The organism is Providencia heimbachae ATCC 35613 (genome assembly GCF_001655055.1).
Taxonomy (GTDB): Bacteria; Pseudomonadota; Gammaproteobacteria; order Enterobacterales; family Enterobacteriaceae; genus Providencia; species Providencia heimbachae.
Window position 1 is genome coordinate 21393 of sequence record NZ_LXEW01000009.1, and the last position, 24564, is coordinate 45956.

The window sequence follows — 24564 nt, forward strand, 5'->3', positions numbered from 1 at the left end:
AAGAAAGACAAATGTCAATGGAGGTTCAAATGAGAAATTATATTCCCACCCTTCCTACCTCAAATATTGTATCGCCTACATTCAAACCACTGTGGCGCTTTGCAGGTTTGCCTGCAGAAAGAGGCGTTGAACTCACTCACTTTTTACGCCAAGGGCTATCGGTCAACGTATTGGACAATATCCAAGAATGGTCAGGAATGAGTAAAGCAGAATTACTTCGCATATCCGGTATTAACGAACGTAATTTTGCTCGGCGTAAAAATGCCGGTCAGCCACTTAATACGGATGAAAGTGAACGAATTGCGCGTTTAGTTCGTGTTTTTGATGCTGCAGTACGACTATTTAACGGTGATAAGGTTGCGGCCAACGACTGGTTAAACCATCCGGTAAAAGGCTTAGGACATCTTCGTCCTATTGAATTAATTGCGACAGAAAGCGGGGCATTAGAGGTTATAGACCTTATCGGGCGCATCGAGCAGGGTGTCTTTTCATGATTTTATACCGGTTAATCAAATCTGATTTTGTACATGATGCATGGTCAGGGCAAGGTGCTCGATTATACGGTGGTCGTTGGAATCATAAAGGAACCTCCGCAGTTTATGTCTCTACACAAATCTCTTTAGCTACTCTTGAAATACTGGTGCACCTTAATCAAGAGCGCTTATTGAATCATTATAATTTATTTTCAATTGAAATCAGCGATAAGCAAGTGATGAGGCTACCGTTAGAGCATCTACCTGACGATTGGCAGAGTGATCCAGCCCCTACATCTACAATGGATATCGGCACCGCTTGGCTAACCGATAATGCGAGTGTTGCACTACTGATCCCTTCTTGCGTGATCCCATATGAATATAATGCAATTATTAACCCGAACCATCCCCAATTTACTAAGGCAATCAATAGTATTAAACCGCTCGATTTTAGTTTTGATGCTCGGCTTAAATAATTAAACACATTGTAGAATATGATTTAAAAAGGCTTCAATCTTTGGCGATAACGCGCTACGGCTCGCATAAACAGCCCTTAGCTCAATCGGCGCAGGTTGTTGATCTTTAAAAGTAACCACTACCAGCTTACCTTGCTCTATTTGAGTCTTACATCCTTCATAAGATAATATGGCATAACCTACCCCACTTATAGCTGCGGCATTTGCCAATATACCGCTATTAACACGATACTGACTGTTTATATTGACCTTTTTTTGTTGCCCTTCCTTATTGATAAAAATCCATGGTTGCCCCTGCAATGCACTTAAACTCGAAATGCATGGCATGTTGGCAAGTTGAGTTAGGGTTTCTGGCATCCCCGTTCTTTTTATCAACGCTGGCGCTGCAACAACGACACTGCTCCATGACTTAATTAAGCGTGAATGGTAACTACTGTTCGCTAATTCACCACGATGAAATGTTAACAATAAATCGATATCATCACTAATTACATCTAAAGGCATTAATTGAGTATCACAATGAAGGCTCAATTTAGGATGGGATAAAGCAAATTGAGCCAGTAAATCAGCAAGTAATAGACTACCAAACTCACTCGGGATAGTGAGTCTTAAAGTGCCTGACAGCGCTTGAGGATGACTAATCTGCCTAATGGTTTCGTCTAATTCATGATACAGTTTTTCACTTTGCTGCAATAATACAGCACCTTGCTCCGTCAATCGCATTCGCCTTGTTGTGCGTTCGATCAATCGGCAATTAAGTTGTTCTTCTAACTGTTTGATGCTTCGACTCACATTCGATGTTGGAATTGATAACTGCTTAGCTGCGTTGGCAAAGCTACCTTCCGTGGCTACACAGACAAATACTCTCAATAAATTCAAGTCAACTGACATCACATTTACCCACGTATTTATTATCAATAGGCCTGAACTAATAACACTAGCAATAACCAAAAGCCATGATTTTTTGGTAGCGTTCTGCTAATAGAGTTTCTGTATCCAATTGACTAAGCATATGTAAATCTACCAACAATTGTTGCTTTAAATTTTCACCAGCTTGTTGATAATTACGGTGTGCACCCCCTAAAGGCTCAGGAATGATGGTGTCGATGATCCCGAGCTCTTTAAGCCGTGGCGCTGTCATGCCCATCACTTCAGCCGCAATTTGGGCTTTTTGGGCATCCTTCCACAAAATGGAAGCGCAACCTTCCGGAGATATTGCCGCATAAGTGCTATATTCCAACATATTAATCCGATCGCCAACACCGATACCCAGCGCTCCTCCTGAGCATCCTTCGCCAGTGATAACACAGATAATCGGTGTTTTTAAGCGGGACATTTCCATGATATTCCGTGCAATGGCTTCCGCTTGGCCTCGTTCTTCAGCGCCAATACCTGGATAAGCCCCTGCCGAGTCAATAAAGATGATCACGGGCAAATGAAAGCGTTCCGCCATTTCCATTAATCTCAATGCCTTGCGATAGCCTTCAGGTGATGGCATACCGAAGTTGCGCTTTACTTTTTCTGTGGTACTACGTCCTTTTTGCTGCCCCATCACCATAACGGGGCGCCCATCTAATCGAGCCAATCCCCCCACTAAGGCTTTATCATCAGCGAATACTCTATCACCAGCAAGTTCTTGGAATTCTGTAAAAATTAACGGAATATAATCAAGGGTATAAGGTCTTGACGGGTGCCGAGCCAACTGCACGATTTCCCATGCACCAAGGGACGAAAATATAGTTTTAGTTAATGAATAGCATTTTTTTTCAAGTAACTTTATTTCGTCTTCAAGTTTAATTTCAGAAGGGTGGCCCTGTTGTTTAAACGCAACTAATGCTTCAATTTTTTCATTGAGTTCAACAATCGGTTTTTCAAAAGCAAGAAAATGAGTAGACATAACAACCTTAAAATTAATCTTGTAATTTTAACAGTGTAATCATGTTCTCAATCCCATTCTATGCATGATAGTAGGATTAATTGTTATCAATAATGGGATAATAGAAGAATGACATGCGCTTTATTTATGCTTTTTACGACTTAGCTTCAAACTAGTGGTCATGATTTTTTGAAAATTAGGGCACATTAAATGGTTTTCTTCAGGGCAATTTGCGATATGTATGATGCCGCTTTTCAGTACCTTTAAATTTACAATCGTTTTTTCAATTTCTTCGGCTTTACGTATTAAACTTGCACGCTCAACGCTAGGACCTTCTTTATTATTTAACATTTTAGCGATTTCATCGAGGGAAAACTTCGCTTGCTGGCCTAACGAAATTAACGATAAACGAGTCATAACCTCTTTAGATAGATAAACACGCTTAAGCCCTTTGCGGCCAATTGGTGTAATTAGCCCCTTCTCTTCATAATAGCGCAGAGTCGAAGGCGCTAGCCCTGATAATTGGCTTACTTGAGAAATATCGAGCTCATCATTCATAAAGTTATAACTCGTTATCAGTCTAATGGTAAAGACTCAATCTAAATTTTGCTGAAACCGAAGGGTTAGTTCCCCATTCATGAATATTTCACCATCTTCGATATAACCTAATTTTTTGGCAACACGTAAAGAGGCTTCATTATTAGGTTCAATAAAGCAGATTGTTTGTTTATGTTTATTTTGCGATTTTAGCCAGACTAATGCAGCCCTCATAGCTTCAGTTGCATAACCCTTACCTTGGTGTTCAGGCGCAATCACCCAACCCGCTTCAGGGATCCCTTTCACTGACGGCTCCACGACGCGGTGAAAATCAGCAAAACCTAGATCGCCTATATACAAACCGGTTTTCTTGTCACGTAAGGCCCAATAGCCAAAGCCTAATAATGGCCACAAACCGCTATATGTCAGCATTCGCATCCAAGATTCACGCTCTGTTGAGGGGACTCCCGTAATATAATGAGTAACAGAATCAGTCGTCCATAATCGAGCTAGACTCGGAAAATCATCCACCTCATGCTTTGATAAAATCAAACGTTCCGTTTCAAGTATAGGAATGCGTTCCATTAATGACTTCTCCTGATTATCTAAAAGGTGGCTCATCGAAGGTTCTCAATTTTCTTGAATGCAATTTATCCCCTTCTTGTCTCAGTAAGTCAATAGCACGAATACCTATCTGTAAATGCTCCGAAATAGCACCCTCATAAAAACTATTTGCTTGGCCTGGTAGTTTAATTTCACCATGTAGTGGCTTATCTGATACACAAAGTAATGTGCCATAAGGAACGCGAAAACGATAACCTTGCGCCGCAATAGTGGCGCTTTCCATATCGACAGCAACTGCGCGACTTAAACTGAATCTACGTGCTGTTGCAAAAAAACGCAGCTCCCAGTTTCTATCGTCGGTAGTGACGACTGTCCCTGTACGTAAACGCTGTTTAACCAGCTCTCCAGGCATGTTACTGACCTGTTTAGTTGCATCATACAAAGCTCTTTGTACTTCAGCGATACTTGGAATAGGAATATCTGGTGGTAATACATCATCCAATATGTGGTCATCACGCAAATAAGCGTGAGCAAGAACATAATCACCAATTTTTTGGCTTTCACGTAATCCACCACAATGTCCGATCATTAGCCAAGTATGAGGACGTAATACCGCCAAATGATCGCAAATATTTTTTGCATTAGATGGGCCAACACCAATATTGACCAATGTAATACCCGCGCCATCTTTTGCTATCAGATGATATGCAGGCATTTGGAATTTTTTCCATGTTAAATCAGAAATCGCAATTTGAGGATCGGCATTTTCATCAGTAAGGTAATTGTGTCCAACACAAGACAGCGCAATATAACGGCTTTCAGGATCGCGTATTTGCTCACAGGCCCAACTCACAAATTCATCCACATAACGATTATAGTTTGTGAATAAAATATAAGGTTGAACATGTTCAGGAGGCGTACCCGTATAATGTTTTAATCGCGCTAAAGAAAAATCAACGCGTAATGCATCGAAATGGGAAAGAGGCATTTCATCGGTGATTTGATACAGACCATCTGTAATATCATCACTGATATCGGCTAAATCTGTAATAGGAAAATGCGCGGCAAGACTGCTACTCATACTTCGATCAAGGCTCAGGTCTGAGCCGTCAATAACGAAAGGATAAGGAATTTCTGTCTGTGAAGGACGCACAGTAAACGAAACATCATAATCCTGCTGTAAAATTGTTAGCTGCTCAACCAAATAAGCTCTAAACAATTCAGGCTGTGTTATCGTAATACTGTAATTCCCACGCTTTACAAATCTTGCATACGCCCGAGTTTTCTCACAATGATCAACTTCACCTTGCCACATCACGCAAAGCTCAGGATAGGCAAACAACCCGCTTTTTCTCGCATCTATATCAGGTAAGCGCCCTTCTTTTACATAAATAGCGATTGCATTTCTTAACGATTCAATCGCATTTGAGTACAAAGATGAAAGTTTATCTAAAACATCTTCAATAGACAGTTTTTTAGATTTCAGACTTTTTTCCAAAGACACACACAACTCCTTATCAGATGTAGTCATCAGTCGATAACATAGTGTATGTGCGCAGCGGTTGCAAAATATATCTTAATGCTTTTATTTCATCATGTTTTAATTAAAAATTTAATGCATAACTAAGGTTAAAACTAATGGTAATGTGAGCACAGCGATAATGGTTTGTAATGTAATGATCCCCGCCATCAATTGGCTATCACCACTTAACTGTCGAGTAAGAATATAGGCCGTTGGAGCTGTAGGTATCGAAAAGAAAATAACTAATAAAACCGTTTCAAGCTCAGGCAATGAAAATAAATAGGCTGTAAATACAGCTAAGATAGGCATCACAAGCAAACGTAATAATGTTGTTAATACAAGTGGCTTAAACTCTTTCTTCAATGTGGAAGTTTGTAATGCACCACCTATACAAATCAAGCCTAATGGCAGGCTTGCTGCCGCTAATAATTTTAATAACTGGTCTGAACCAAATGGCAAACCAATTGGTGATAAGTTTAATAAAATTCCGAGAAAACATGAAATAATCAGCGGGTTTTTAATGATTGGTAAGAAAATTTGTTTGATTGAAATTTTCTTACCTGCCGTTAATGACAAAACTGATATGATATTTGTGCTTGGTACTAAAATCGCCATGATAACCGCAGCAATCGCGATCCCCTCATTGCCAAACAGGTCTGCAATAATCGCTAATCCTAGATATGTATTAAAACGGATAATTCCCTGTATATATGCACCAAAGCGGGGAATATTAATTTTAAATAAATATTTATTTATGAGTGCCAACAATGCACTTACCGCGAGAATAAAAAATATGGCACTCGCTAAATAAGGTAATTTAGGATTATCAAGAGGTGCCTTTGCCAAGCTATTAATTAGCAATGCAGGAAATAAAATAAAATAATTTAACTTTTCAGCACTAGGCCAAAAATCCGCCGAAAAAAGCGCTGTACGACGTAACACAAAACCCATAGCAATTAGTGCAAATAATGGCCATAAAACGAATAAAATCTTTTCCATGTTGATTAATTTATTTTTTCATTGCATTAAATTAGGATATCAACAAGCCTAACGTTACACGCATGTAAATGTTAGGTAAAAAAAGCGCTTATTTTTATAATGAACATTTTGTATTGCGTTATTTTGTAAAAATCAAAAGTAACTCACACTTATATTATAAAAACCCGTTGTTGCCTAACAACGGGCCAGCCAATCACTCACTGAAATGCGTAGAATAATTATTACTCAATATATTTACAGCGGCATTCTGTATTCAATTACGCCTGGTTTTTCTGCGACCCAATTATACAATTTTTGACCACGTAAATTGGTTTCTTGAGTATGCCAGTATAAACGACCACATTGGTTTTCTTGTGCCTGTGCTTGGACAAACTCAATCAACTGCTTACCAACATGACGCCCTCTGACTTCAGGGGTGACATAAAGGTCTTCTAAATAGCAAAAGTCATTTTTAGCCCATGTAGACCGATGATATAGGTAGTTAACAAAACCGATAACCTTATCCCCTTCAAGTGCAACAGCACAGTACATAGGTTCATTAGCATCAAAAAAACGTTCCCATGCTTTGAGAGTCACATCTTCATCTAAATCAACACGGTAAAATGCTTGATAATCTAACCAATAAACTAACCACTGCGGATAATGTTCTACTGAGACAAACTCAACCGTAACTGGTAATGCTTCATTATTCATAATAACCCTTCCGTTTGTAGATATATTACATAATGCAGCTATAGTACATACCAATATGGTGCCGTATAAGATACACTTTTGTTATTTAAATAGGATCCACTTAAATGCGATGTAAGCAACAAGCTCAATTTCCGCTTCTACTTCTAGATGAAGGGATCCTAAAAGAGAACAGTATTAAAGACAGCGTATATCACACTATTCGTAATGCCATACTTGACGGAAGAATAAGTACGGGCATCAAACTCCCTTCAACCAGAGCGTTAGCTGAAATGATGTCGATTTCACGTAACTCTGTGATTGCCGGTTTTGAGCGGTTAACTGATGAAGGATATCTCTATTCTAAGCAAGGATCTGGCACATATGTTTCAGCAAATATCCCAGATGAACTGGTTCGAACAACAAATAACCCACATGCTACTGAACATCTTGAATATACTGCACTTAATCTGAACCCTATGGTTAATCATCTCACCAGATCATGGAATCAATCACGCCCTAATACCAATAAACACCAAATGTTTAATATCGGTATTGGTTGTGTTGACCAATTTCCACACGAGCTTTGGGGAAGGCTATTAGGGCGTGTTTGGCGTAAATCAAAACATGTCATTACTCACTACAATCATCCAGATGGTTATTCACCATTAAAACAGTTATTAGTCGATTATGTACGGTCAACCCGAGGCGTTCACTGCTCAGAAAAGCAAATTATTATCGTTAATGGAACACAACAAGCCATAAATCTTGCAGCCAGAGTACTACTGAAACAAGGGGATAAAGTTTGGTTAGATGACCCGGGCTATGACAGTGCTAAAGCCATTTTAATGGGGCAAGGTGCTCAAATAATACCTATCCCATCGGATGATGAGGGAATGAATATAGCTTATGCTGCTAAATATCATCCCGATGCTAAATTAGTTTATACCGCCCCTTCCCACCAGTTCCCGCTTGGGACCACCTTGAGTTTAGCCCGCCGATTAGCTTTATTAGATTGGGCACAACAAAATAACGCATGGGTTTTTGAGGATGATTATAATAGTGAGTTTCGTTTTTTATCTAAACCCATTCAAGCATTACAAGGACTCGATAACCACCAACGCGTTATTTACGCAGGTACATTTTCTAAAATGATGTATCCCGGATTTCGCCTCGGATTTTTAATTGTGCCAGAAATTCTGAGTGATGCATTTACGATGATGAAATACTACAGCGATAGCCATTGTAGCTATTTAGAACAAGCCGCCTTAGCGCAATTTATTCAAGAAGGCCACTACGCTCGGCATGTTAGAAAAATACGTAAAATATGTCACGAACGGCAAAATACCTTTTTTACTGCAATTAACTCATATCTACCTGATATATTTGATGTACAGCTGACCGATTCTGGAATTCATACCGTATGTTGGGTCAAACAAGGTTATGATATTGATATCATTTTACAGCAATGCCGCTTATTAGGTTTTGGCGCACAGCCGCTATCAAGGTATTGTATTAATAGTAAAAATAACAATGCAATTTTATTTGGTTATGCAGCACATGCAGAATCTGATATTACCAATAGCGTTAAATTGCTTAGTGAAAGACTTGAGAGCATATACTCTAGATCACTCAACACTAATTTAGATGAGTAATTAATTTAAAATATGATGATATACCTTAGATAAACAAATTATAGATTTGAGTTATTGTCTGATTGTGGCTTTTCTTTATGTCGCTTTAAATGGTCTCAATATCTTTATTTTATTTATGTTGAGGTGTGTTGATGGAACAAATTAATTATCCTTATAATCTCGAAGTTGGTGATGTCATTTTTACCAGTATCGGTACTGAGCTATTTCGTCAAATTGCATCTGCATCGCAATGCTGGAGTAATCATGTTGGCATGATTATCGGGCATGATGGTAATGATTATTTAATCGCCGAAAGCCGTGTCCCTCTCTCAACTACCACCACATTGTCACGCTTTATCGCGCGTTCATCGGATAAACGTTATGGTGTGCGACGACTAGCGAGCCACCTAACTAATGAGCAAAAAAATGCATTAGTGGCGGAAGTTCCACCGAGACTTAATAAGTTTTACCACACTGGATTTAAGTATGAATCCTCAAGACAATTTTGCTCTAAATTTGTTTTTGATATTTATCAATCCGCATTATCTATTCGCATTGGTGAAATAGAAACTTTCCATGAATTATTAAGCAAAAATCCGAATGCGAAATTAAATTTTTGGAAGCTATGGTTTATCGGACAAATTCCATGGGAACGCACCACTGTAACCCCAGCAAGCCTATGGCATCATCCTGAGTTATCGTTGATTTATCGGAGTCATGAAGATATTCATTAGAAATATAACGATTAAAATACACACAAAAAAAGGCACTCGCCCCCGAGTGCCTTTTGACTACAACCTACTGAATTTAGAGTAAAAAACTCCTATTCAGCGGTTCTGGTACTTGTGCGGATTAGGTAGTCAAATGCGCTAAGTGCGGCTTTTGCGCCTTCTCCGGCTGAAATAATGATTTGCTTATAAGGAACAGTGGTACAGTCACCTGCAGCAAAAATACCTTTAATATTGGTTTCACCACGAGCGTCAACTTCAATTTCACCTATGCGATTACGGGTAATTGTATCCCCTAACCAGTTGGTATTGGGTAATAAACCAATTTGTACGAATGCGCCAGCCACGGCTAAAGAATGCACTGTTTCATTAGTACGATCTTTATATTCAAGGCTCGTCATCTTGCTACCATCACCTTTAACTTCTAAGGTTTGTGCGTTCAAAATGATATCGATATTTTTTAAACTACGCGCTTTTTGTTGCAATACTGAATCCGCTTTCAGTTCTGGTGCAAACTCAAGCACAGTCACGTGTTCAACAATACCGGCTAAATCAATCGCGGCTTCAATGCCTGAGTTACCACCACCAATCACCGCAACTCGCTTGCCTTTAAATAGAGGGCCATCACAGTGTGGGCAGAATGTTACCCCTTTGGTACGATATTCTTGCTCCCCCGGTACACCCATGTTTCTCCAACGTGCGCCGGTTGAAATAATAATACTGCGTGATTTTAAGATACCACCTGATGCGGTTTCAATTTGATGTAAGCCACCCGCTTGTTCTGCGGGGATTAATTTAGTCACTGACTGACCATCAATGACATCGACATCATAATTATCTACATGGTTTTTTAATGCACCGGCAAATATCGCACCTTCTGTTTTAATCACAGAAATATAGTTTTCAATATCAACCGTATCCATAACTTGGCCGCCAAAGCGCTCGCCAATCACGCCAGTACGAATGCCTTTACGAGCGGTATAAATGGCAGCAGAAGCTCCCGCGGGACCACTACCAATAATCAATACTTCAAATGGCTCACGTTCGGTCAATGATTTTGCCGCACGCTCATCGGCTTTAGTATCAACCTTGCTGACAATTTCACTTAATGTCATGCGCCCTTGCCCAAATTCTTTTCCGTTTAAGAAAACAGCGGGGACGCCCATCACATTGCGTTCTTCAATTTCATTTTGGAAAAGCGCGCCATCAATCGCCGTATGGCTGATATTTGGGTTCAAAATCGCCATTAAATTAAATGCTTGAACAACATCTGGGCAGTTATGGCACGATAATGAATAATAAGTCTCGAAATGAAATTCGCCTTCAAGGCTTTTAATCTGTTCTAATAGTTCTTGTGCTTCTTTTGATGGATGTCCACCAACTTGTAATAATGCTAAAACAAGAGAAGTAAATTCATGTCCTAGTGGGGAACCCGCAAAGCGAACACCACTATCCACACCTGGATTAGTAATTAGAAATGATGGCATTCTTAATGATTTGTCATGAACTTCACGAACACTAATTTTGTCTGATAGCGAAGCAATTTGTTCAATTAATTGTTTTATTTCATTTGATTTTTCGCTGCTATCTAAATTTGCAACTAACTCTAAAGGTTTAGTTAATTTTTCTAAATAGGCTTTCAATTGTGCCTGTAAATTATTATCGAGCATGTAATCCCCTTTAATTTTAATCATAAAATCGGGTACATATACCCGTCACGCTTTTAGCTACAGGCTTATTTAGTTACCTATAACTTCAATATTTTTCAGTTAATCTATCAATTTATACTCAAAATAATTCGAGTTGCAGGTTGCTGAGTGTAGTCAACAACCCTGCAACTTGAAATATGACGAGTCAGTGAGCGAATTAGATTTTGCCGACTAAGTCTAACGACGGAGACAATGTAGCCTCACCTTCTTTCCATTTCGCTGGGCAAACTTCACCTGGGTGACTTGCAACATATTGAGCTGCTTTAACTTTACGCAGCAAATCTGATGCGTCACGGCCGATGCCTTCCGCTGTGATTTCGATTGCTTGGATGATACCTTGTGGATCTACAACGAACGTACCGCGATCTGCAAGGCCTTCCGCTTCACGCATATTTTCAAAGTTACGCGTTAATGCGCCAGTTGGGTCACCGATCATGGCATATTTGATTTTGCCGATAGTATCTGAACTTGCATGCCATGCTTTATGCGTGAAATGTGTGTCTGTCGAAACAGAGAAAATCTCAACGCCCATTTTTTGGAATTCTTCGTAATGATCAGCAACATCACCAAGTTCTGTTGGGCAAACAAAAGTAAAGTCCGCTGGATAAAAGAAAAATACACTCCATTTACCTTCAACGTCTTTTTCAGTAACTTCGATAAATTTGCCGTCTTTAAATGCTTGATTAGTGAAAGGTTTGATTTGAGTATTAATTAATGACATTTGATGTCCTCCTGTTGGGTTGCCTATTAAGTTACTGTTTTCCAGCAGCTTTATCCAATCAGTAGGCACTATCGATTTGATAGGTATAATCTTTTGATTATTTAATTATTGATAGGTTAAACATTAAAACGCCTACTGGGAATATCAGCAAGCGTTTTTGACATAATGACAACAGCATTTATTTATAACATTAGGCCATCGTTGCAATTGTTTTGCGAAAACGCACAAGTGCAAGACTAAAGAATACAGCACCAATTATCACCAAAATGATGAATTGAGGCCACACAATCTGAAAGCCAGCCCCCCGATATAAAATAGCCTGAGCAAGATTAACAAAGTGTGTTGTTGGCATGGTTAACATGATGTCTTGAACTAGCTGCGGCATACTTTCTCGAGCTGTCATCCCTCCTGAAAGCATATTTAATGGCAATAGAACGAGTATCATTAATAAACCAAACTGTGGCATCGAACGAGCAATCGTCCCCATAAAAATACCAATGGATGTCGTTGCAAATAGGCTTAGTGCCACACCACACATAAACAATAGGATAGAGCCTTCAATCGGGACTTGTAGCAGCGTTTTGACTACTAAAAGCAGCGAAACCCCCGAAGCAATCAACACGACCAGCCCCATTGACCAAATTTTAGACATCATAATTTCAAAAGGCGTCAATGGCATCACCATCAGATGCTCAACCGTGCCATGTTCTCGTTCACGGATCAAAGCCGCTCCCGTTAATACAATAGAAAGCATGGTGATATTATTGATAATCGCCATTACAGAGCCAAACCATGACTGCGTTAAGTTTGGGTTAAAGCGCATTCTCACTTCCAAATCAACCGGTAAGCTGGCATTACTACGAGACTTGGCTAAAAATTCATTCACTTCCCCTAAGGTAATATTTTGAATATAACTATTGCCTAAAAATGCCTGACTCATACGAGTCGCATCAATATTAACCTGTATTTCAGGATGGCGGCCTGCAAGCACATCCCTTTGAAAATTAGGTGGAATATCTAAGGCAAAGGTATAAGAACCTCGATTCAGTAATCCATCAATTTGGTCGGGCGTAATATCCGCAGGGGGTAAAAAATAGGGTGCATAAAAGCTATTAATAATTCGATTGGATAGTTGCGATTTATCCTGATCAGCAATAGCGATGGGGGCATTATGCAGTGAGCCCGGTGTGACTGTTGCAGATGAATAAATTGATACTGTAAAGGCAAATACGATCAATGCCATCATCGCTTTATCACGGCTCAAGCTGCGTAATTCTTTGATACCTAAGTTAATAATATTTTGTATTTTCCGCATCATTGCTAAGACTCCTGTTTTTTCAGGAAATAGACACTCAGCCCAATGACGATTGGGATCGTAATCAACAGCGGTATAAACGACCCCTGTAAATCAAATAAATTAAGCCCTTTTGAAAATGTGCCCCGTGAAATGGTTAAAAAATGGGAGGTTGGATACACCATTCCGACCCAACGCCCTATCCCTTCCAGAGATGAAACCGGGTCAATCATACCTGAGAATTGCGTCGCCGGGATGAGTGTAATAATCGAGGTTCCAAATATCGCGGCAATTTGGCTTTTCATAAAGCATGAAATAAGCAACCCCATTCCCGTCGCTATGGTGATATAAAGGAAGGCTGCAAGCGTTAATGTCAAAAAACTCCCTTTAAATTCAACACCAAATATATACACCGAAAGAATGCACAGCATCACAAAGTTAAACATTCCTAAAACAATATAGGGGAGTTGTTTACCAAGTAAAAATTCTAATTTGGTGATCGGGGTGACATATAAATTAATAATTGATCCGAGTTCTTTTTCACGCACCACACTCAGTGCACTCAGCATCGCGGGGATCATCATCAACAATAATGGAATAACGGCAGGAACAATCGCGGGAAGGCTACGTACGTCTGGGTTGTAACGATAGCGAGTTTCAATGTCGATTGCAGGTATTCCCGCGACGCCAACAGGTTGACGTGCCGCCATCGTACTTAGCCAAGCAAGATGCATCGCTTGCACATACCCTCTCACCGTTTCAGCGCGATTTGGCATTGCACCATCAATCCACACACCTATTTTGACATTATTACCTCTGGCAACATCACGTGCAAAATTAGGTGGAATTTCAATTGCTACCGTAATTTTTCCACTGCGTAAACCTTGCTCTAGTTCATCATAATCTTGAATAGGCGGCTGCTCAATAAAATAGCGAGAACCTGCTAAATTTAAAGTGTAGCCTTGGCTAAGACCTGTTTGGTCACGGTCTAGCACCGAGAATCTCAAGTTTTCAACGTCCATGCTGATACCGTATCCCATAATAAACATTAGGATCACAGTACCGAGCAATGCAAGTGTTGAGCGCACCGGATCACGCCGCAATTCCATGCCTTCTCGAATAGAGTAGCTAAATAATCGACGTAAACTAAAACGCTTTTTAAGCGCTTCTGTAGCTTGCGCTTTTAATGCAGAATCAACATGGAATTCAGGGACGCTATCTTGCTCGGCTGCGGCTTCACCAACGGCATCTTGCAAGTAGGCAATAAAGGTTGCTTCAAGGGTATCAAGCCCTCTTTTTTTGGTTAAATTAGCCGGAGTATCACAATCTAATACTTTTCCTGCATGCATTAGTGAGATACGGTCACAACGTTCCGCTTCATTCATAAAGTGAGTAGAAATGAAAATAGTGACGCCGTCACGTCTTGATAAGTCAACCATCAAATTCCAGAACATATCTCGAGCAACTGGGTCAACGCCAGAGGTCGGTTCATCAAGGATCAGCATTTCGGGTTTATGGATAACCGCAACGGCAAGTGATAAGCGCTGGCGAATACCTAAAGGTAAATCATCGGGCATCGTATCGCGCACATCATCAAGCTCAAATCGCTGACACATTTCGTCAATACGTTGTTTTATCTGCTCTTCAGGAATATGAAAAAGTTTAGCGTGTAAATCAAGGTTCTGTTGAACGGTTAATTCACTGTAAAGGGAAAAGGCTTGGGACATATATCCAACACGCTTGCGTGTTTCAATATTTTTCGGGTCGATTTCCTGACCAAATAACCATGCTTGGCCTTCACTTGCTTGCAACAACCCCGTTAGCATTTTCATTGTGGTTGATTTACCGCAACCATTAGAACCGAGAAAACCGAAAATTTCACCCTTAGGGATCTTGAAATTAACGTGATCTACCGCAACAAACTGGCCAAACCGCATGGTTAAATCTTGTGCTTCAATAGCAATAACATCATCTTTCGATGTATCACGAGGGGGGATAATAACTTGTTTGTGTCCGCTACGTTTCTCTTCAGGCAATAACGCGATAAAGGCAGCTTCAAGGTTATCACATTGAGTTTGAGCTTTTAATTCAGATGCATGGCCTGTTGCCATAACTTTGCCATCATCCATTGCCACTAACCAATCAAAACGCTCAGCCTCTTCCATATAGGCCGTGGCAACCAAAACGCTCATATTGGTTTGTCGTTCACGAATTCGGTCGATAAGATCCCAAAATTGAGCACGAGATAAGGGGTCAACCCCAGTGGTTGGTTCGTCTAATATCAATAAATCAGGGTCATGAATTAAAGCACAACATAGGCCCAGCTTTTGTTTCATACCACCAGATAGCTTTCCTGCCGGCCGGTCTTTAAAAGGGGCAAGTCCCGTACTTTCTAACAAATCTTGTATACGATATTGCCTTTCTTCTTTTGATTGACCAAATAGTCGACCGAAGAAATCCACGTTTTCATAGACAGAAAGTGTATGGTAGAGGTTTTTACCTAACCCTTGTGGCATATACGCAATTCTTGGGCAAACCGCTCTGCGGTGTTGTGCATCCGTCATATCACCATCAAGAACCATTACACTGCCTTGTTGAATGGCTCTTGCGCCGGCGATTAATGAAATCAGGCTTGATTTACCTACTCCGTCAGGGCCTATCAACCCGACCATTTTTTTAGCCGGAATAGAAAGTACAATGTCATCCAACGCACAATTATCACCATAATGTTGGCTGACATGTTTTATATCAACAATCACATCATCCATCAGTTTATTGGTCATTGTGGAATTCTCACCTCAAGGTCAGCAGGCCATGGTTCATTAGGGTCTAAACTGATATAGGCTTTTCCCGGCAAACCTGTTTTGACATATTCAAGGTGTTGTTCTAGTAATTCAGGTGAAATCCGTGCACGAACACGGAACATCAACTTTAAGCGCTCATTTTGGGTTTCTACTGTTTTGGGGGTAAATTGTGCCACACTCGCAACAAATGTAGTTTTCGCTGGAATAACAATGTTTGGCGCCGCATCCAAAATAATATGAACTTCACTGCCTAAAGCCACTTTTCCGGCATCTTCTGTTGGTAAGAAGAATGTCATGTATACATCACTTAAATCCACCATATTGAGTACACGTCCACCAGCGCCTAGCACTTCGCCCGGCTCTGCTACACGATACTGAATACGACCATTTCGAGGCGCTTTTAAGACACTATCATCTAAGTCGGCAATGATACGTCTTTCTGTTGCAGTGGCTGCCTCAACACGATTTTTGGCTTGAACGATCCCTGCACTAGCGGAATCTATTGCCGCTGTTGCCGCTGCGACTTGGGCTTTCGATGCTTCAAGTGCAGCTCTTGCACCTTGCATTTGAGCGGTATCATCATCGACTTGCTGTTGGGATACAGCATTTGTTCTAACCAATATTCTTGAACGATTTAGCCGTTTTTGTGCCGCATCAAGTTCTGCTTCACGTTGACGAACTACAGCTTGAGCCGCTAACTTTTCACTTTTTCGTTGCGTTAAACCTGATTCCGCTGTCACGACCGCACTAATCGCTTGGCGCAACTGAGCTTGTACTTCATGTAATTGTTCTTGTAGAGCACGGGTATCCATTCTCGCTAACTCTTGTCCTTCCGTTACAAAGTCTCCTTCTTTAACCGTGATGTTTTCAATCCGCCCCGCTGTTTTGGTCGCAATATCAATCTCTGTGGCTTCTATACGCCCATTACTTTGCGCAAAGCCAGAAGGCAACCCGCCAGAGTTTACACTCCAGTAATAAAAACCACCCGCTGCAATAATTAAAATTAAAACTATGTAAAAAGACATTTTCTGCTTATTTATTTTCATACCATCCCTTTTCCATTCAATGAAGAAAATAGCGAATAACAATTATTTTGATTATTAACCTGGTGAATTAATAAACCCACATAACTGCCTATATGTGAAATAAATATCGATAACAACCTAAAATATTTTTTTATTATTTTTAACATTATCGAAAACCATCGAACATTCTCTTAATAATGCTATCTATCTAATTTAATGTGATTTTATCAGAATTATACTTAAGTAAAATAGCCATGTATCACAAAAAAACATATTATGATTACAAAAGTATACATAAGGCATTATTTGTATAAATTTACCCATAGCAAGCAAAAAATAAAGCCAGTATTTATCCTTACTAGCTTTATCGTGAGGGGAATAATAAAAGTATGATTTATAAATATTCTTTGTCGAATTTATTTTATATGAAATTAACGCACAAATTCAGCGATGGTTTTTGCATCCATACGATAGCGGATCCACTCATCTTGTGGCTCTGCACCAATACTATTATAGAAGTCGATAGCCGGTTGATTCCAATCCAGCACACTCCATTCCAAACGTTGACATTTTCGCTCTGCCGCCAAGACCGCAATATGTTTTAATAATTTTTTTCCTGCCCCTGCTCCGCGAAAATCAGGCGAGACATATAAATCCTCCAAATAGATACCGTTATTTCCCAGCCATGTGGAATAACTGGTAAAAAAGACCGCATAACCCGCTGCTTTTCCATCTATATAACAAATAAGCGCTTCTGTTTTTGAATCTTGACTGAACAAAGAATCTTCAATATCCGCTACGCTCGCCTTGACCTCATGGCGCGCTTTTTCATAATCTGCAAGTTCGATAATCATATCAAGAATTAAAGATGCATCTTTAATTGTGGCTTGTTTTATTTCTACATTCATTAGCGACTCTCTTTTAAGTTAAGGACTAACTTTAAACGGGGTTATGCGAACTCCCAATCCCTCAGAAATATAATTCATGTAAATACCGCCATCATTAGAATAAGTTATAACAATGAATAAACAGCGTAATTATTACTATTGCTATAAAAATATCGAATTTGCTATGATGAGGTATTGTTTCACCCTATGAAAAAATAAGGAGGCTAATCTATGCTGTTGTGTGATCTAATTGAATATTCACACTTCTTTGGTAATCGCCAAAGCTCAGGCTTTCACAGTTTTATACTGCGATAACCCTGCCTGAGCGAAGCGACTAACTAAAGAGGCCTCCCTCAGCTTACTGGGTTGTCGTCAAGACTATACCCCGGCATTATTATGCCTAAAATTCGAGTAAGCTATGAGCACATTATTATCTGTAAAATCACTGAATTACGACACATCTACTACCCTATTATTGAATGATATTACCTTTACACTGCAACAAGGTGATCGCATTGGCTTAATTGGCCATAATGGTAGCGGTAAAAGTACTTTACTTAAGCTAATCACACATCAATTATCCCCTGCTAGTGGGAATATTACCTATGCCAACCATTGTGTGACGGCTTATATTGAACAGCACCTACCTGATGATATTGCAGAATTAACGCTTATCGATGCCCTTGTGCAAAAAATTCCAGAGCAAGACAAAATGGCCGAACGCTGGCGGGCGGAAGTGCTGTTATCTGAACTCGGGTTTACAACTGAACAATGGACGCAAAAAGCCAATGAAATAAGTGGAGGCCAGCACACTCGACTATTACTTGGTCGTGCATTAATTTCACAACCTGACTTGCTATTACTTGATGAACCAAGCAATCATCTCGATTTGCCTACCTTGCTTTGGTTAGGTGATTTTTTACAATCATGGAAAGGTAGCTTTGTACTGGTATCCCATGACCAAGCTTTACTCGATAAAGTCACCAACTGTACTTGGATATTGCGTGATAAATCATTGCATTTTTATCGATTACCTTGCAGCAAAGCTCGCCAAGCATTGATAGAAAAAGATGTCACTGATGAACGTCGTCATCAAGCGGAACAAAAAGAAATAGACCGGATTGCAGCAAGTGCAAAACGCTTGGCGATCTGGGGACATGTTTATGACAATGAAAGTCTGTCAGGTAAAGCAAAACAAATGGAAAAGCAAGTTGACCGATTGAAAGAGGTTCAAACCGAACTTTCAGATGGTTACCAATGGAAGTTAACACTTAGCGGTAAATCAATACCGGCCAATCGAGTTCTCGAACTTGATTGTGCAAATATTAATACGCCAGATGGCGCGTTATTATTTACAACCCTTTTTCATCAAGTCAAAAGTGGCGATCATGTTGCTATCATTGGTGCCAATGGGTGTGGAAAATCAACACTTTTACGTTTGCTTTGGCAAAATTATTTGCAAAATGAATGCAATAGCTCACAGTTAAAATTTCATCCAACAATTAACACGGGTTATTACGATCAACAATTAGCACAACTAAATGATAATGATAGTTTGCTAGAGGCATTGCGAAATTTTGCCCCTTTAAATGATGAGCAACGAAAAATGGCATTAATTGGTGCTGGTTTTGCTTATACCCGACATCAGCAAAAGGTCGCCACACTCAGCGGTGGTGAGCGAGCACGATTACTTTTTATTGGTTTAAGTCTTGCCCAATATGAGCTTATTTTATTGGATGAACCAACCAATCACCTTGATATCGAAGGCAAAGAAGCACTTAGTGAGCAAATAAAACAATTTACGGGCGCATTATTGGTTGTCAGTCATGATAAATGGTTGATAGAAAACAGTTGCCAGAGATTTTGGTATATTCACAATAATCGTTTAGAAGAATATCTTAATGTTGACGATATTTATCAGCAAATTGAGCTTCAATCGCATTTATCTAGTCAATATAACATGAGTAGCAATTTACCAAACTTAGCATCTAAAGCTATTGTTGAAACTCTTGCTCATGAAGATAAATTGCTTGAGCAGTTATTTGAATTAGAGGAAAAATTGCAAGCAGATAGGCAGCGTAAACCTTCTCATCAAAAACCACAGTTACAACAACGATGGATTGAAGAGATACACAAGATTCAAAGCCAATTAGATTTTTAACCTAAACAGCCCTTGATAATTATCGGTTATCAAGGGCTGTGAATAACATTTTGATTGTGATGTGACTGAAAACATTTTACCAAAAGAAGATACCGAGTTTACAAAATAACTATACCTATACCCGAAATACGCATTTATCAAAAATAAATTATCCTTGATAAAAACTTATCGTTATAAGAATAAAGATTTTGTAAACCATCAATTTTAATATTGATTTTTTTGCTTTTTCGCACGTTTAAAATAAGACGTCGGCACTTTAGGGCATACTGCCTCCTTAAATTTAGCATCTGTCGTATTTTTTTTAACTGACTCAGTGTCTGTGAGGTCAGTTGAATTTTCTGGTGCTGATTTCGGGGTTTCTTTCATATATGACTGCTCTTTAGCTTGAATAATATCATTTGTTTTGGCCATTTTATTAATCCTCTACCACTAACGCGGCATTCACTTGCTCTATCCTATCAACTGCACTATTAATAATGTTCACAACCTTTGCCGATTCTTCGCAAGTTAATTGCTGTAAAACAATTTTGTGTCTTAGTAATGATTTAAACTTATCTACTGCACACTCAATTTCATTTGCAAACAAATTACCGGCTCTAAGCTCTTGTGCATAATCTAATTTCATCTTAACTTCAGAAAAAATATCTGCTTTTAATAACAAAAAGCATCTTCCTTCGGGGGTGATTGTATAGCACTTACGCCCCTTTCCACTCTCTTTACCTGCCGCAATAAAACCTAATTCTTCCAGCAAAGTTAATGTAGGATAAATAACGCCGGGGCTTGGACAATAAAACCCTGCTGTTTCCTGGCCTATTTTTTTGATAAGCTCATAACCGTAATTCGCACCATCGATAAGCAGATGGAGAATATAAATCCGCAACTGCTTCGGATTAAACATGCGCTTGACGCTTTTTCCGTTACATGCACATACATCAGGCAGTTTTTCATTACTCATTAAAATACTCAACGTTATTTTGACATCTAAAACAGATATATCTAACATCATAGTATATTTTGCAAAAAATACCAGCTTTAGATATATCTGTTTTTGTGCATAACGTGCTAATGATAATTATTCGCAGATAAGCCACTCCAAAGAAAAGTGAGTGTCGATGATAACCCTGCTGGCGACTTAAATTATTACCTATAAAAAAGCCAGTAACTGTAAAAGTCACTGGCTTGATGACGTTTATATTTTAACGATAATAACTAACCAATATTCGGCAATATATTAAACGCAATGCCTAGCTGAACACCTATCACAATAATTCCACATAAAAAAACCACCAATAGCCCTGTTGTACCACCTAGTACCTGATACTTACGTTGATTGGTATAGCGAGATTTAAATGCCATTGCACTTGGTAATAATAAGGCGAGCACTGACAGAGCAATAGCCGCAAAGCCTAATGCCATCACAAAGCCTTTCGGATAAAATAATGCAAATACCAGCGGGGGTAAAAATGTTAATAGCCCAGTTTGCAATCTTCCCGAGGCATTATCTTGCCTTTTAAATAAGTCAGCTAAAAAGTCAAATAAACCCAATGCTACGCCAAGGAATGATGTCGCTAAAGCTAAACTCATAAACATTTGAGCAATTAATTCAGTTCTACCCGATTGAGCAACATCCTTAATCGCATCCAGTAATCCATTTAGCCCTGCATTTTCTGCTAAAATTCCGACAAACGTTGTAGTGCCAATGCTGCCTAATGTGGCGATTTGCCATAAGATATAAGCAACCAACGGAATAGCACTACCAATAATAAATATCATCCGTAGTTTTTTTACATCACCGCCCATGTATTTCACAATGCTCGGCACGCTACCATGAAAACCAAATGAAGTGAAAAAGACAGGTATCGCCGACAGGATCAATACTTTTTGTGTTGGGGCCGATAATAAATTTTGCTGCTCAACATGGGGTACCATTAATGCTAATATCATGACTAAAAAAACAATTTTAGCGGCAAATAGAATGCGGTTGATAAAATCAACCGATGAGGTACCAAAGCAAACAACCCCCCCACCAATCACCGTAAAAACAACAATCCCCATCCAATCTGCCATATCAATGGCAAAACTACTTTTTAAATTTGAAGTGATGATTTCCCCTGCACCGCTCACATAAGCAGCGGTTAACGCGTACATTAGGAACATCATACTGAAGCCTGTAATAAATTTACCACCAGAACCTAAATAGCGTTCTGCAACACTGCCGATCCCCGTTTCATGAGATTCATGCTGATACACTTCCACTAATAATAAGGCTGTGTAGCACATCAGCGCCCATAAGATCAGCAACATGGCTAAGCTAACCATAAAGCCATTACCCGCTGCGGCAATTGGCATTGCCAACATTCCCGCGCCGATCGTAGTACCTGCAACAATAAAAACACTACCAAATGTGCGATTTTTCATATTGAGATCCTAACAAGTAAAATTAAATACTAACCTTTTGATTGGGTTGACTATGTTTATTTTCTTCATCAATGAGCTGTTGTAATTTGTCTTCAAAGATGTTTGTTAATTCTTCCCAATAACTATCAAAATGTTGTTTATCCCGCAGGCAATGGGTCATGATTGCGGCTCTTAAAACATAAATAGAACGCACTTTATCCCATTCACTTTCACTAAAACCAGCATCACAACATAGATTTTTAGGGTTATCCCCATATTCTTCATAGCTTAATGACGTCGATGATGTCAGGAAATCATTGGCATAAGTCCGCCCCGCAGCATATGAACACAGCTCATATATACGTTTATTAAGTTGATTTTGCTTCACGAGACAGGTGTTACTGCTCTCTTTAAACATGAAATTGACCATATGAAAATCCGGTGATGGCATCGCCATAATTTCAAATTCACGGTTATCGATAACAAATGGTTGGCTTAAATTAATTTTTTCTATCAACCAATTTGCGGTTGTCACTCCCGCAGCAATCACTTTCCCATATCCCCACAGATTTAACGGCACTAAACGATGAGCAGCCCAAACAGCGGCTGCGGTAGCGCCTGCCTTAGAGCCTTCCATAATTGAGGATCCAAGTAATACATTTTGCTGTTTATCTGATTTGCGGCTTTTTTCTTGAACTTCTTCAAAAACGTAGGCGGCATGATAGGAAATAAGATCCACAATTCGCTTATCTTTCATACAAATTGCGCCCGCGGCATAAGGTATAAAGCCAACTTTATGCGGGTCAACGGTAATTGAATCAGCTTGATTAAGTGCCTTAAAACTTTCATAAACATCCGGTTTTGGCCAGACAACATCAGGAGGGAAAACACCTTCATTGTGATAACGCTGTATTAATGCTTCATAGTCGATAAATTGATTGTTTTCATCGCGAAACATTGCACAAGCATATCCCGCATATGCTGCATCAATATGCACATAAAAAGAAACGCCAAAGCGTGTTTCACATTCACTGCGTAATTTGATCACTTCAGCGACATTATCAATTGCCCCTGTTTCGGTTGTTCCCACAACCGCAACAACCGCCAAAATAGGTTCACCCTGTTCAATCAATGAAAAAATGATTTGTCTCATTTGATTGACATCTGTACGGTAATTTTCATCAACAGGTAATTGTACGATATTTTGTTGACCTAACCCCAAAATGTCCATTGCCTTTAACCACGAATAGTGTTTGGATTGTGGCACTAATAGCTTGCCAAGCTTTCCTTGCTCAATTCCTTCACCACGGCAAGTCATCTCTCTAACTGCTTCAAATAATCCTTGTTTTTTAAGTACATCTATTAAATCCAATATAGATACCGTAGACATATTTAATAATGCATGGTCAGACTTATCACTCAATAGCGCTTGAGCTTGTGGATGCTTAGCCATCGCCAAAGGAAGCGTCTTCAAGTTACGGGCAACCCATAACCCTTCATAGTTAGCAACCGTTCCTCCTGATGTTATATGACCCCAAGAATTTTGTACGTCATAACCGAACATTCCACAAAGATCCAGCCCAGCTTCTATTTCCAACACAGTCGTGGTTGGTGAAGATTCTTGAGCACAATTATTGGGGTTGTACATCATGGCCATTACATAAGCGAGGTTGGATATCATAAAGGTATCCGCATTCATATGACCCATATAACGAGGTGAAAACCAAGGTACTGAGGTTGTTTTAAGTTTAGATGAAAGCTGATTCAAAATACCTTCTGTACGATATAAAGTATCTCGATATTCCGGAGCATACCTGTCTACCGTAGAGATAAGGTCGGGGTCTTCAGGGTGATAACCTGAACGCCAATGCATATGCTCAGAAACAGCATACTCCATCATTTCTTTGAAAAAGACGGCATTTTCAGATTTTGGCCCAAGAAATAAGGCGTCTACATTCATTTTTGAGTTTTTAAAATTATTCATTTATCACTACACCTTCGACTCACAGTGTCAAAAAAACACCCACTGCTTTTAAGTTATTTAACTTATTATCATTGGAAAGTGCAATAACGGGTCTATGTCCTTAT

22 protein-coding genes are annotated in these 24564 nt (G+C 39.5%); 5 read left to right on the plus strand and 17 right to left on the minus strand.

From position 1 onward, the window contains the following. The first annotated feature begins 29 nt into the window (after positions 1-29). Together M998_RS01560 and M998_RS01565 are read left to right on the plus strand one after the other, a co-directional pair. Positions 30-494, plus strand: a complete 465-nt coding sequence (locus M998_RS01560; RefSeq protein ID WP_068907217.1) for an Xre family toxin-antitoxin system antitoxin — start codon at positions 30-32, stop codon at positions 492-494. Then, positions 491-949 carry an RES family NAD+ phosphorylase gene (locus tag M998_RS01565; RefSeq protein ID WP_068907218.1) on the plus strand — a complete coding sequence of 153 codons (459 nt, stop codon included), beginning with the start codon at positions 491-493 and terminating at the stop codon, positions 947-949. The genes M998_RS01560 and M998_RS01565 overlap by 4 nt, the downstream gene beginning before the upstream one ends. Here M998_RS01565 and M998_RS01570 read toward each other — a convergent pair whose 3' ends face one another. From M998_RS01570 to M998_RS01600, 7 genes are all read right to left on the minus strand, one after another. Then, positions 950-1840: a LysR family transcriptional regulator gene (locus M998_RS01570; protein WP_068907219.1), complete on the minus strand. Its 891-nt coding sequence runs from the start codon at positions 1838-1840 to the stop codon at positions 950-952. 46 nt (positions 1841-1886) lie between these two features. Beyond that, positions 1887-2846 carry an acetyl-CoA carboxylase carboxyl transferase subunit alpha gene (accA, locus tag M998_RS01575; RefSeq protein ID WP_068443729.1) on the minus strand — a complete coding sequence of 320 codons (960 nt, stop codon included), beginning with the start codon at positions 2844-2846 and terminating at the stop codon, positions 1887-1889. A gap of 120 nt (positions 2847-2966) precedes the next feature. Continuing rightward, complete coding sequence (locus M998_RS19980) at positions 2967-3383, minus strand: helix-turn-helix domain-containing protein (protein ID WP_068443727.1); 417 nt, start codon at positions 3381-3383, stop codon at positions 2967-2969. 36 nt (positions 3384-3419) lie between these two features. Further along, a complete protein-coding gene (locus M998_RS19985; protein WP_068443724.1) occupies positions 3420-3983 on the minus strand; it encodes a GNAT family N-acetyltransferase in 564 nt (187 codons plus the stop codon). After that, positions 3964-5397 (minus strand): AMP nucleosidase, encoded by a 1434-nt coding sequence (locus tag M998_RS01590; RefSeq protein WP_446000161.1) that lies wholly within the window; start codon positions 5395-5397, stop codon positions 3964-3966. Before M998_RS01590 ends, M998_RS19985 begins: the two co-directional genes overlap by 20 nt. Positions 5398-5538: 141 nt before the next feature. Continuing rightward, positions 5539-6447 (minus strand): AEC family transporter, encoded by a 909-nt coding sequence (locus M998_RS01595; RefSeq protein ID WP_068443719.1) that lies wholly within the window; start codon positions 6445-6447, stop codon positions 5539-5541. Positions 6448-6681: 234 nt separating this feature from the next. Further along, positions 6682-7140, minus strand: coding sequence for a GNAT family N-acetyltransferase (locus M998_RS01600; RefSeq protein WP_068907221.1), 459 nt, complete (start codon positions 7138-7140; stop codon positions 6682-6684). A gap of 104 nt (positions 7141-7244) precedes the next feature. Here M998_RS01600 and pdxR point away from each other — a divergent pair, with 104 nt between their 5' ends. Together pdxR and M998_RS01610 are read left to right on the plus strand one after the other, a co-directional pair. Beyond that, on the plus strand, positions 7245-8771 hold the full coding sequence (gene pdxR, locus M998_RS01605; protein WP_068907222.1) for a MocR-like pyridoxine biosynthesis transcription factor PdxR: 1527 nt from the start codon (positions 7245-7247) through the stop codon (positions 8769-8771). A gap of 131 nt (positions 8772-8902) precedes the next feature. Next, positions 8903-9484, plus strand: a complete 582-nt coding sequence (locus M998_RS01610) for a YebB family permuted papain-like enzyme (RefSeq protein ID WP_068443709.1) — start codon at positions 8903-8905, stop codon at positions 9482-9484. 89 nt (positions 9485-9573) lie between these two features. Here M998_RS01610 and ahpF read toward each other — a convergent pair whose 3' ends face one another. The 6 genes from ahpF to M998_RS01640 form a co-directional block, all read right to left on the minus strand. Further along, on the minus strand, positions 9574-11148 hold the full coding sequence (ahpF, locus tag M998_RS01615; RefSeq protein ID WP_068907223.1) for an alkyl hydroperoxide reductase subunit F: 1575 nt from the start codon (positions 11146-11148) through the stop codon (positions 9574-9576). 196 nt (positions 11149-11344) lie between these two features. Continuing rightward, complete coding sequence (gene ahpC / locus M998_RS01620; RefSeq protein WP_068443704.1) at positions 11345-11908, minus strand: alkyl hydroperoxide reductase subunit C; 564 nt, start codon at positions 11906-11908, stop codon at positions 11345-11347. Between the two features lie 190 nt (positions 11909-12098). Then, positions 12099-13223 (minus strand): ABC transporter permease, encoded by a 1125-nt coding sequence (locus tag M998_RS01625; protein WP_166696386.1) that lies wholly within the window; start codon positions 13221-13223, stop codon positions 12099-12101. A 5-nt stretch (positions 13224-13228) separates the two neighbouring features. Next, positions 13229-15985 (minus strand): ribosome-associated ATPase/putative transporter RbbA, encoded by a 2757-nt coding sequence (gene rbbA / locus M998_RS01630; RefSeq protein WP_068907224.1) that lies wholly within the window; start codon positions 15983-15985, stop codon positions 13229-13231. Continuing rightward, positions 15982-17052, minus strand: coding sequence for an HlyD family secretion protein (locus M998_RS01635; RefSeq protein WP_068907225.1), 1071 nt, complete (start codon positions 17050-17052; stop codon positions 15982-15984). Before M998_RS01635 ends, rbbA begins: the two co-directional genes overlap by 4 nt. A 410-nt stretch (positions 17053-17462) precedes the next feature. After that, a complete protein-coding gene (locus M998_RS01640) occupies positions 17463-17939 on the minus strand; it encodes a GNAT family N-acetyltransferase (protein WP_068443692.1) in 477 nt (158 codons plus the stop codon). Between the two features lie 397 nt (positions 17940-18336). Here M998_RS01640 and M998_RS01645 point away from each other — a divergent pair, with 397 nt between their 5' ends. Continuing rightward, positions 18337-20079 carry an ABC-F family ATP-binding cassette domain-containing protein gene (locus M998_RS01645; protein WP_068443690.1) on the plus strand — a complete coding sequence of 581 codons (1743 nt, stop codon included), beginning with the start codon at positions 18337-18339 and terminating at the stop codon, positions 20077-20079. A 204-nt stretch (positions 20080-20283) separates the two neighbouring features. Here M998_RS01645 and M998_RS01650 read toward each other — a convergent pair whose 3' ends face one another. From M998_RS01650 to M998_RS01665, 4 genes are all read right to left on the minus strand, one after another. After that, positions 20284-20490 carry a DEAD/DEAH box helicase gene (locus M998_RS01650; RefSeq protein WP_068443687.1) on the minus strand — a complete coding sequence of 69 codons (207 nt, stop codon included), beginning with the start codon at positions 20488-20490 and terminating at the stop codon, positions 20284-20286. Positions 20491-20494: 4 nt separating this feature from the next. Further along, positions 20495-21034 carry a PadR family transcriptional regulator gene (locus M998_RS01655; protein ID WP_068907226.1) on the minus strand — a complete coding sequence of 180 codons (540 nt, stop codon included), beginning with the start codon at positions 21032-21034 and terminating at the stop codon, positions 20495-20497. A 254-nt stretch (positions 21035-21288) separates the two neighbouring features. Next, positions 21289-22437, minus strand: coding sequence for a tyrosine transporter TyrP (gene tyrP, locus M998_RS01660; RefSeq protein WP_231906724.1), 1149 nt, complete (start codon positions 22435-22437; stop codon positions 21289-21291). A gap of 82 nt (positions 22438-22519) precedes the next feature. Next, positions 22520-24460, minus strand: a complete 1941-nt coding sequence (locus M998_RS01665; protein WP_068907227.1) for a pyridoxal phosphate-dependent decarboxylase family protein — start codon at positions 24458-24460, stop codon at positions 22520-22522. Positions 24461-24564 lie beyond the last annotated feature (104 nt).

What these genes read in the sequence shown, in the direction of transcription:
- accA (WP_068443729.1), bottom strand. Translation starts at nt 2,846, where the DNA reads ATGTCTACTCATTTTCTTGCTTTTGAAAAACCGATTGTTGAACTCAAT.
- ahpF (WP_068907223.1), bottom strand. Translation starts at nt 11,148, where the DNA reads ATGCTCGATAATAATTTACAGGCACAATTGAAAGCCTATTTAGAAAAA.
- M998_RS01560 (WP_068907217.1), top strand. Translation starts at nt 30, where the DNA reads ATGAGAAATTATATTCCCACCCTTCCTACCTCAAATATTGTATCGCCT.
- ahpC (WP_068443704.1), bottom strand. Translation starts at nt 11,908, where the DNA reads ATGTCATTAATTAATACTCAAATCAAACCTTTCACTAATCAAGCATTT.
- M998_RS01600 (WP_068907221.1), bottom strand. Translation starts at nt 7,140, where the DNA reads ATGAATAATGAAGCATTACCAGTTACGGTTGAGTTTGTCTCAGTAGAA.
- M998_RS01595 (WP_068443719.1), bottom strand. Translation starts at nt 6,447, where the DNA reads ATGGAAAAGATTTTATTCGTTTTATGGCCATTATTTGCACTAATTGCT.
- M998_RS01635 (WP_068907225.1), bottom strand. Translation starts at nt 17,052, where the DNA reads ATGAAAATAAATAAGCAGAAAATGTCTTTTTACATAGTTTTAATTTTA.
- rbbA (WP_068907224.1), bottom strand. Translation starts at nt 15,985, where the DNA reads ATGACCAATAAACTGATGGATGATGTGATTGTTGATATAAAACATGTC.
- M998_RS01645 (WP_068443690.1), top strand. Translation starts at nt 18,337, where the DNA reads ATGAGCACATTATTATCTGTAAAATCACTGAATTACGACACATCTACT.
- M998_RS01665 (WP_068907227.1), bottom strand. Translation starts at nt 24,460, where the DNA reads ATGAATAATTTTAAAAACTCAAAAATGAATGTAGACGCCTTATTTCTT.
- tyrP (WP_231906724.1), bottom strand. Translation starts at nt 22,437, where the DNA reads ATGTTGGCAATGCCAATTGCCGCAGCGGGTAATGGCTTTATGGTTAGC.
- M998_RS19980 (WP_068443727.1), bottom strand. Translation starts at nt 3,383, where the DNA reads ATGAATGATGAGCTCGATATTTCTCAAGTAAGCCAATTATCAGGGCTA.
- M998_RS01650 (WP_068443687.1), bottom strand. Translation starts at nt 20,490, where the DNA reads ATGGCCAAAACAAATGATATTATTCAAGCTAAAGAGCAGTCATATATG.
- M998_RS01640 (WP_068443692.1), bottom strand. Translation starts at nt 17,939, where the DNA reads ATGAATGTAGAAATAAAACAAGCCACAATTAAAGATGCATCTTTAATT.
- M998_RS01570 (WP_068907219.1), bottom strand. Translation starts at nt 1,840, where the DNA reads ATGTCAGTTGACTTGAATTTATTGAGAGTATTTGTCTGTGTAGCCACG.
- pdxR (WP_068907222.1), top strand. Translation starts at nt 7,245, where the DNA reads ATGCGATGTAAGCAACAAGCTCAATTTCCGCTTCTACTTCTAGATGAA.
- M998_RS01655 (WP_068907226.1), bottom strand. Translation starts at nt 21,034, where the DNA reads ATGAGTAATGAAAAACTGCCTGATGTATGTGCATGTAACGGAAAAAGC.
- M998_RS01610 (WP_068443709.1), top strand. Translation starts at nt 8,903, where the DNA reads ATGGAACAAATTAATTATCCTTATAATCTCGAAGTTGGTGATGTCATT.
- M998_RS19985 (WP_068443724.1), bottom strand. Translation starts at nt 3,983, where the DNA reads ATGAGCCACCTTTTAGATAATCAGGAGAAGTCATTAATGGAACGCATT.
- M998_RS01565 (WP_068907218.1), top strand. Translation starts at nt 491, where the DNA reads ATGATTTTATACCGGTTAATCAAATCTGATTTTGTACATGATGCATGG.
- M998_RS01625 (WP_166696386.1), bottom strand. Translation starts at nt 13,223, where the DNA reads ATGCGGAAAATACAAAATATTATTAACTTAGGTATCAAAGAATTACGC.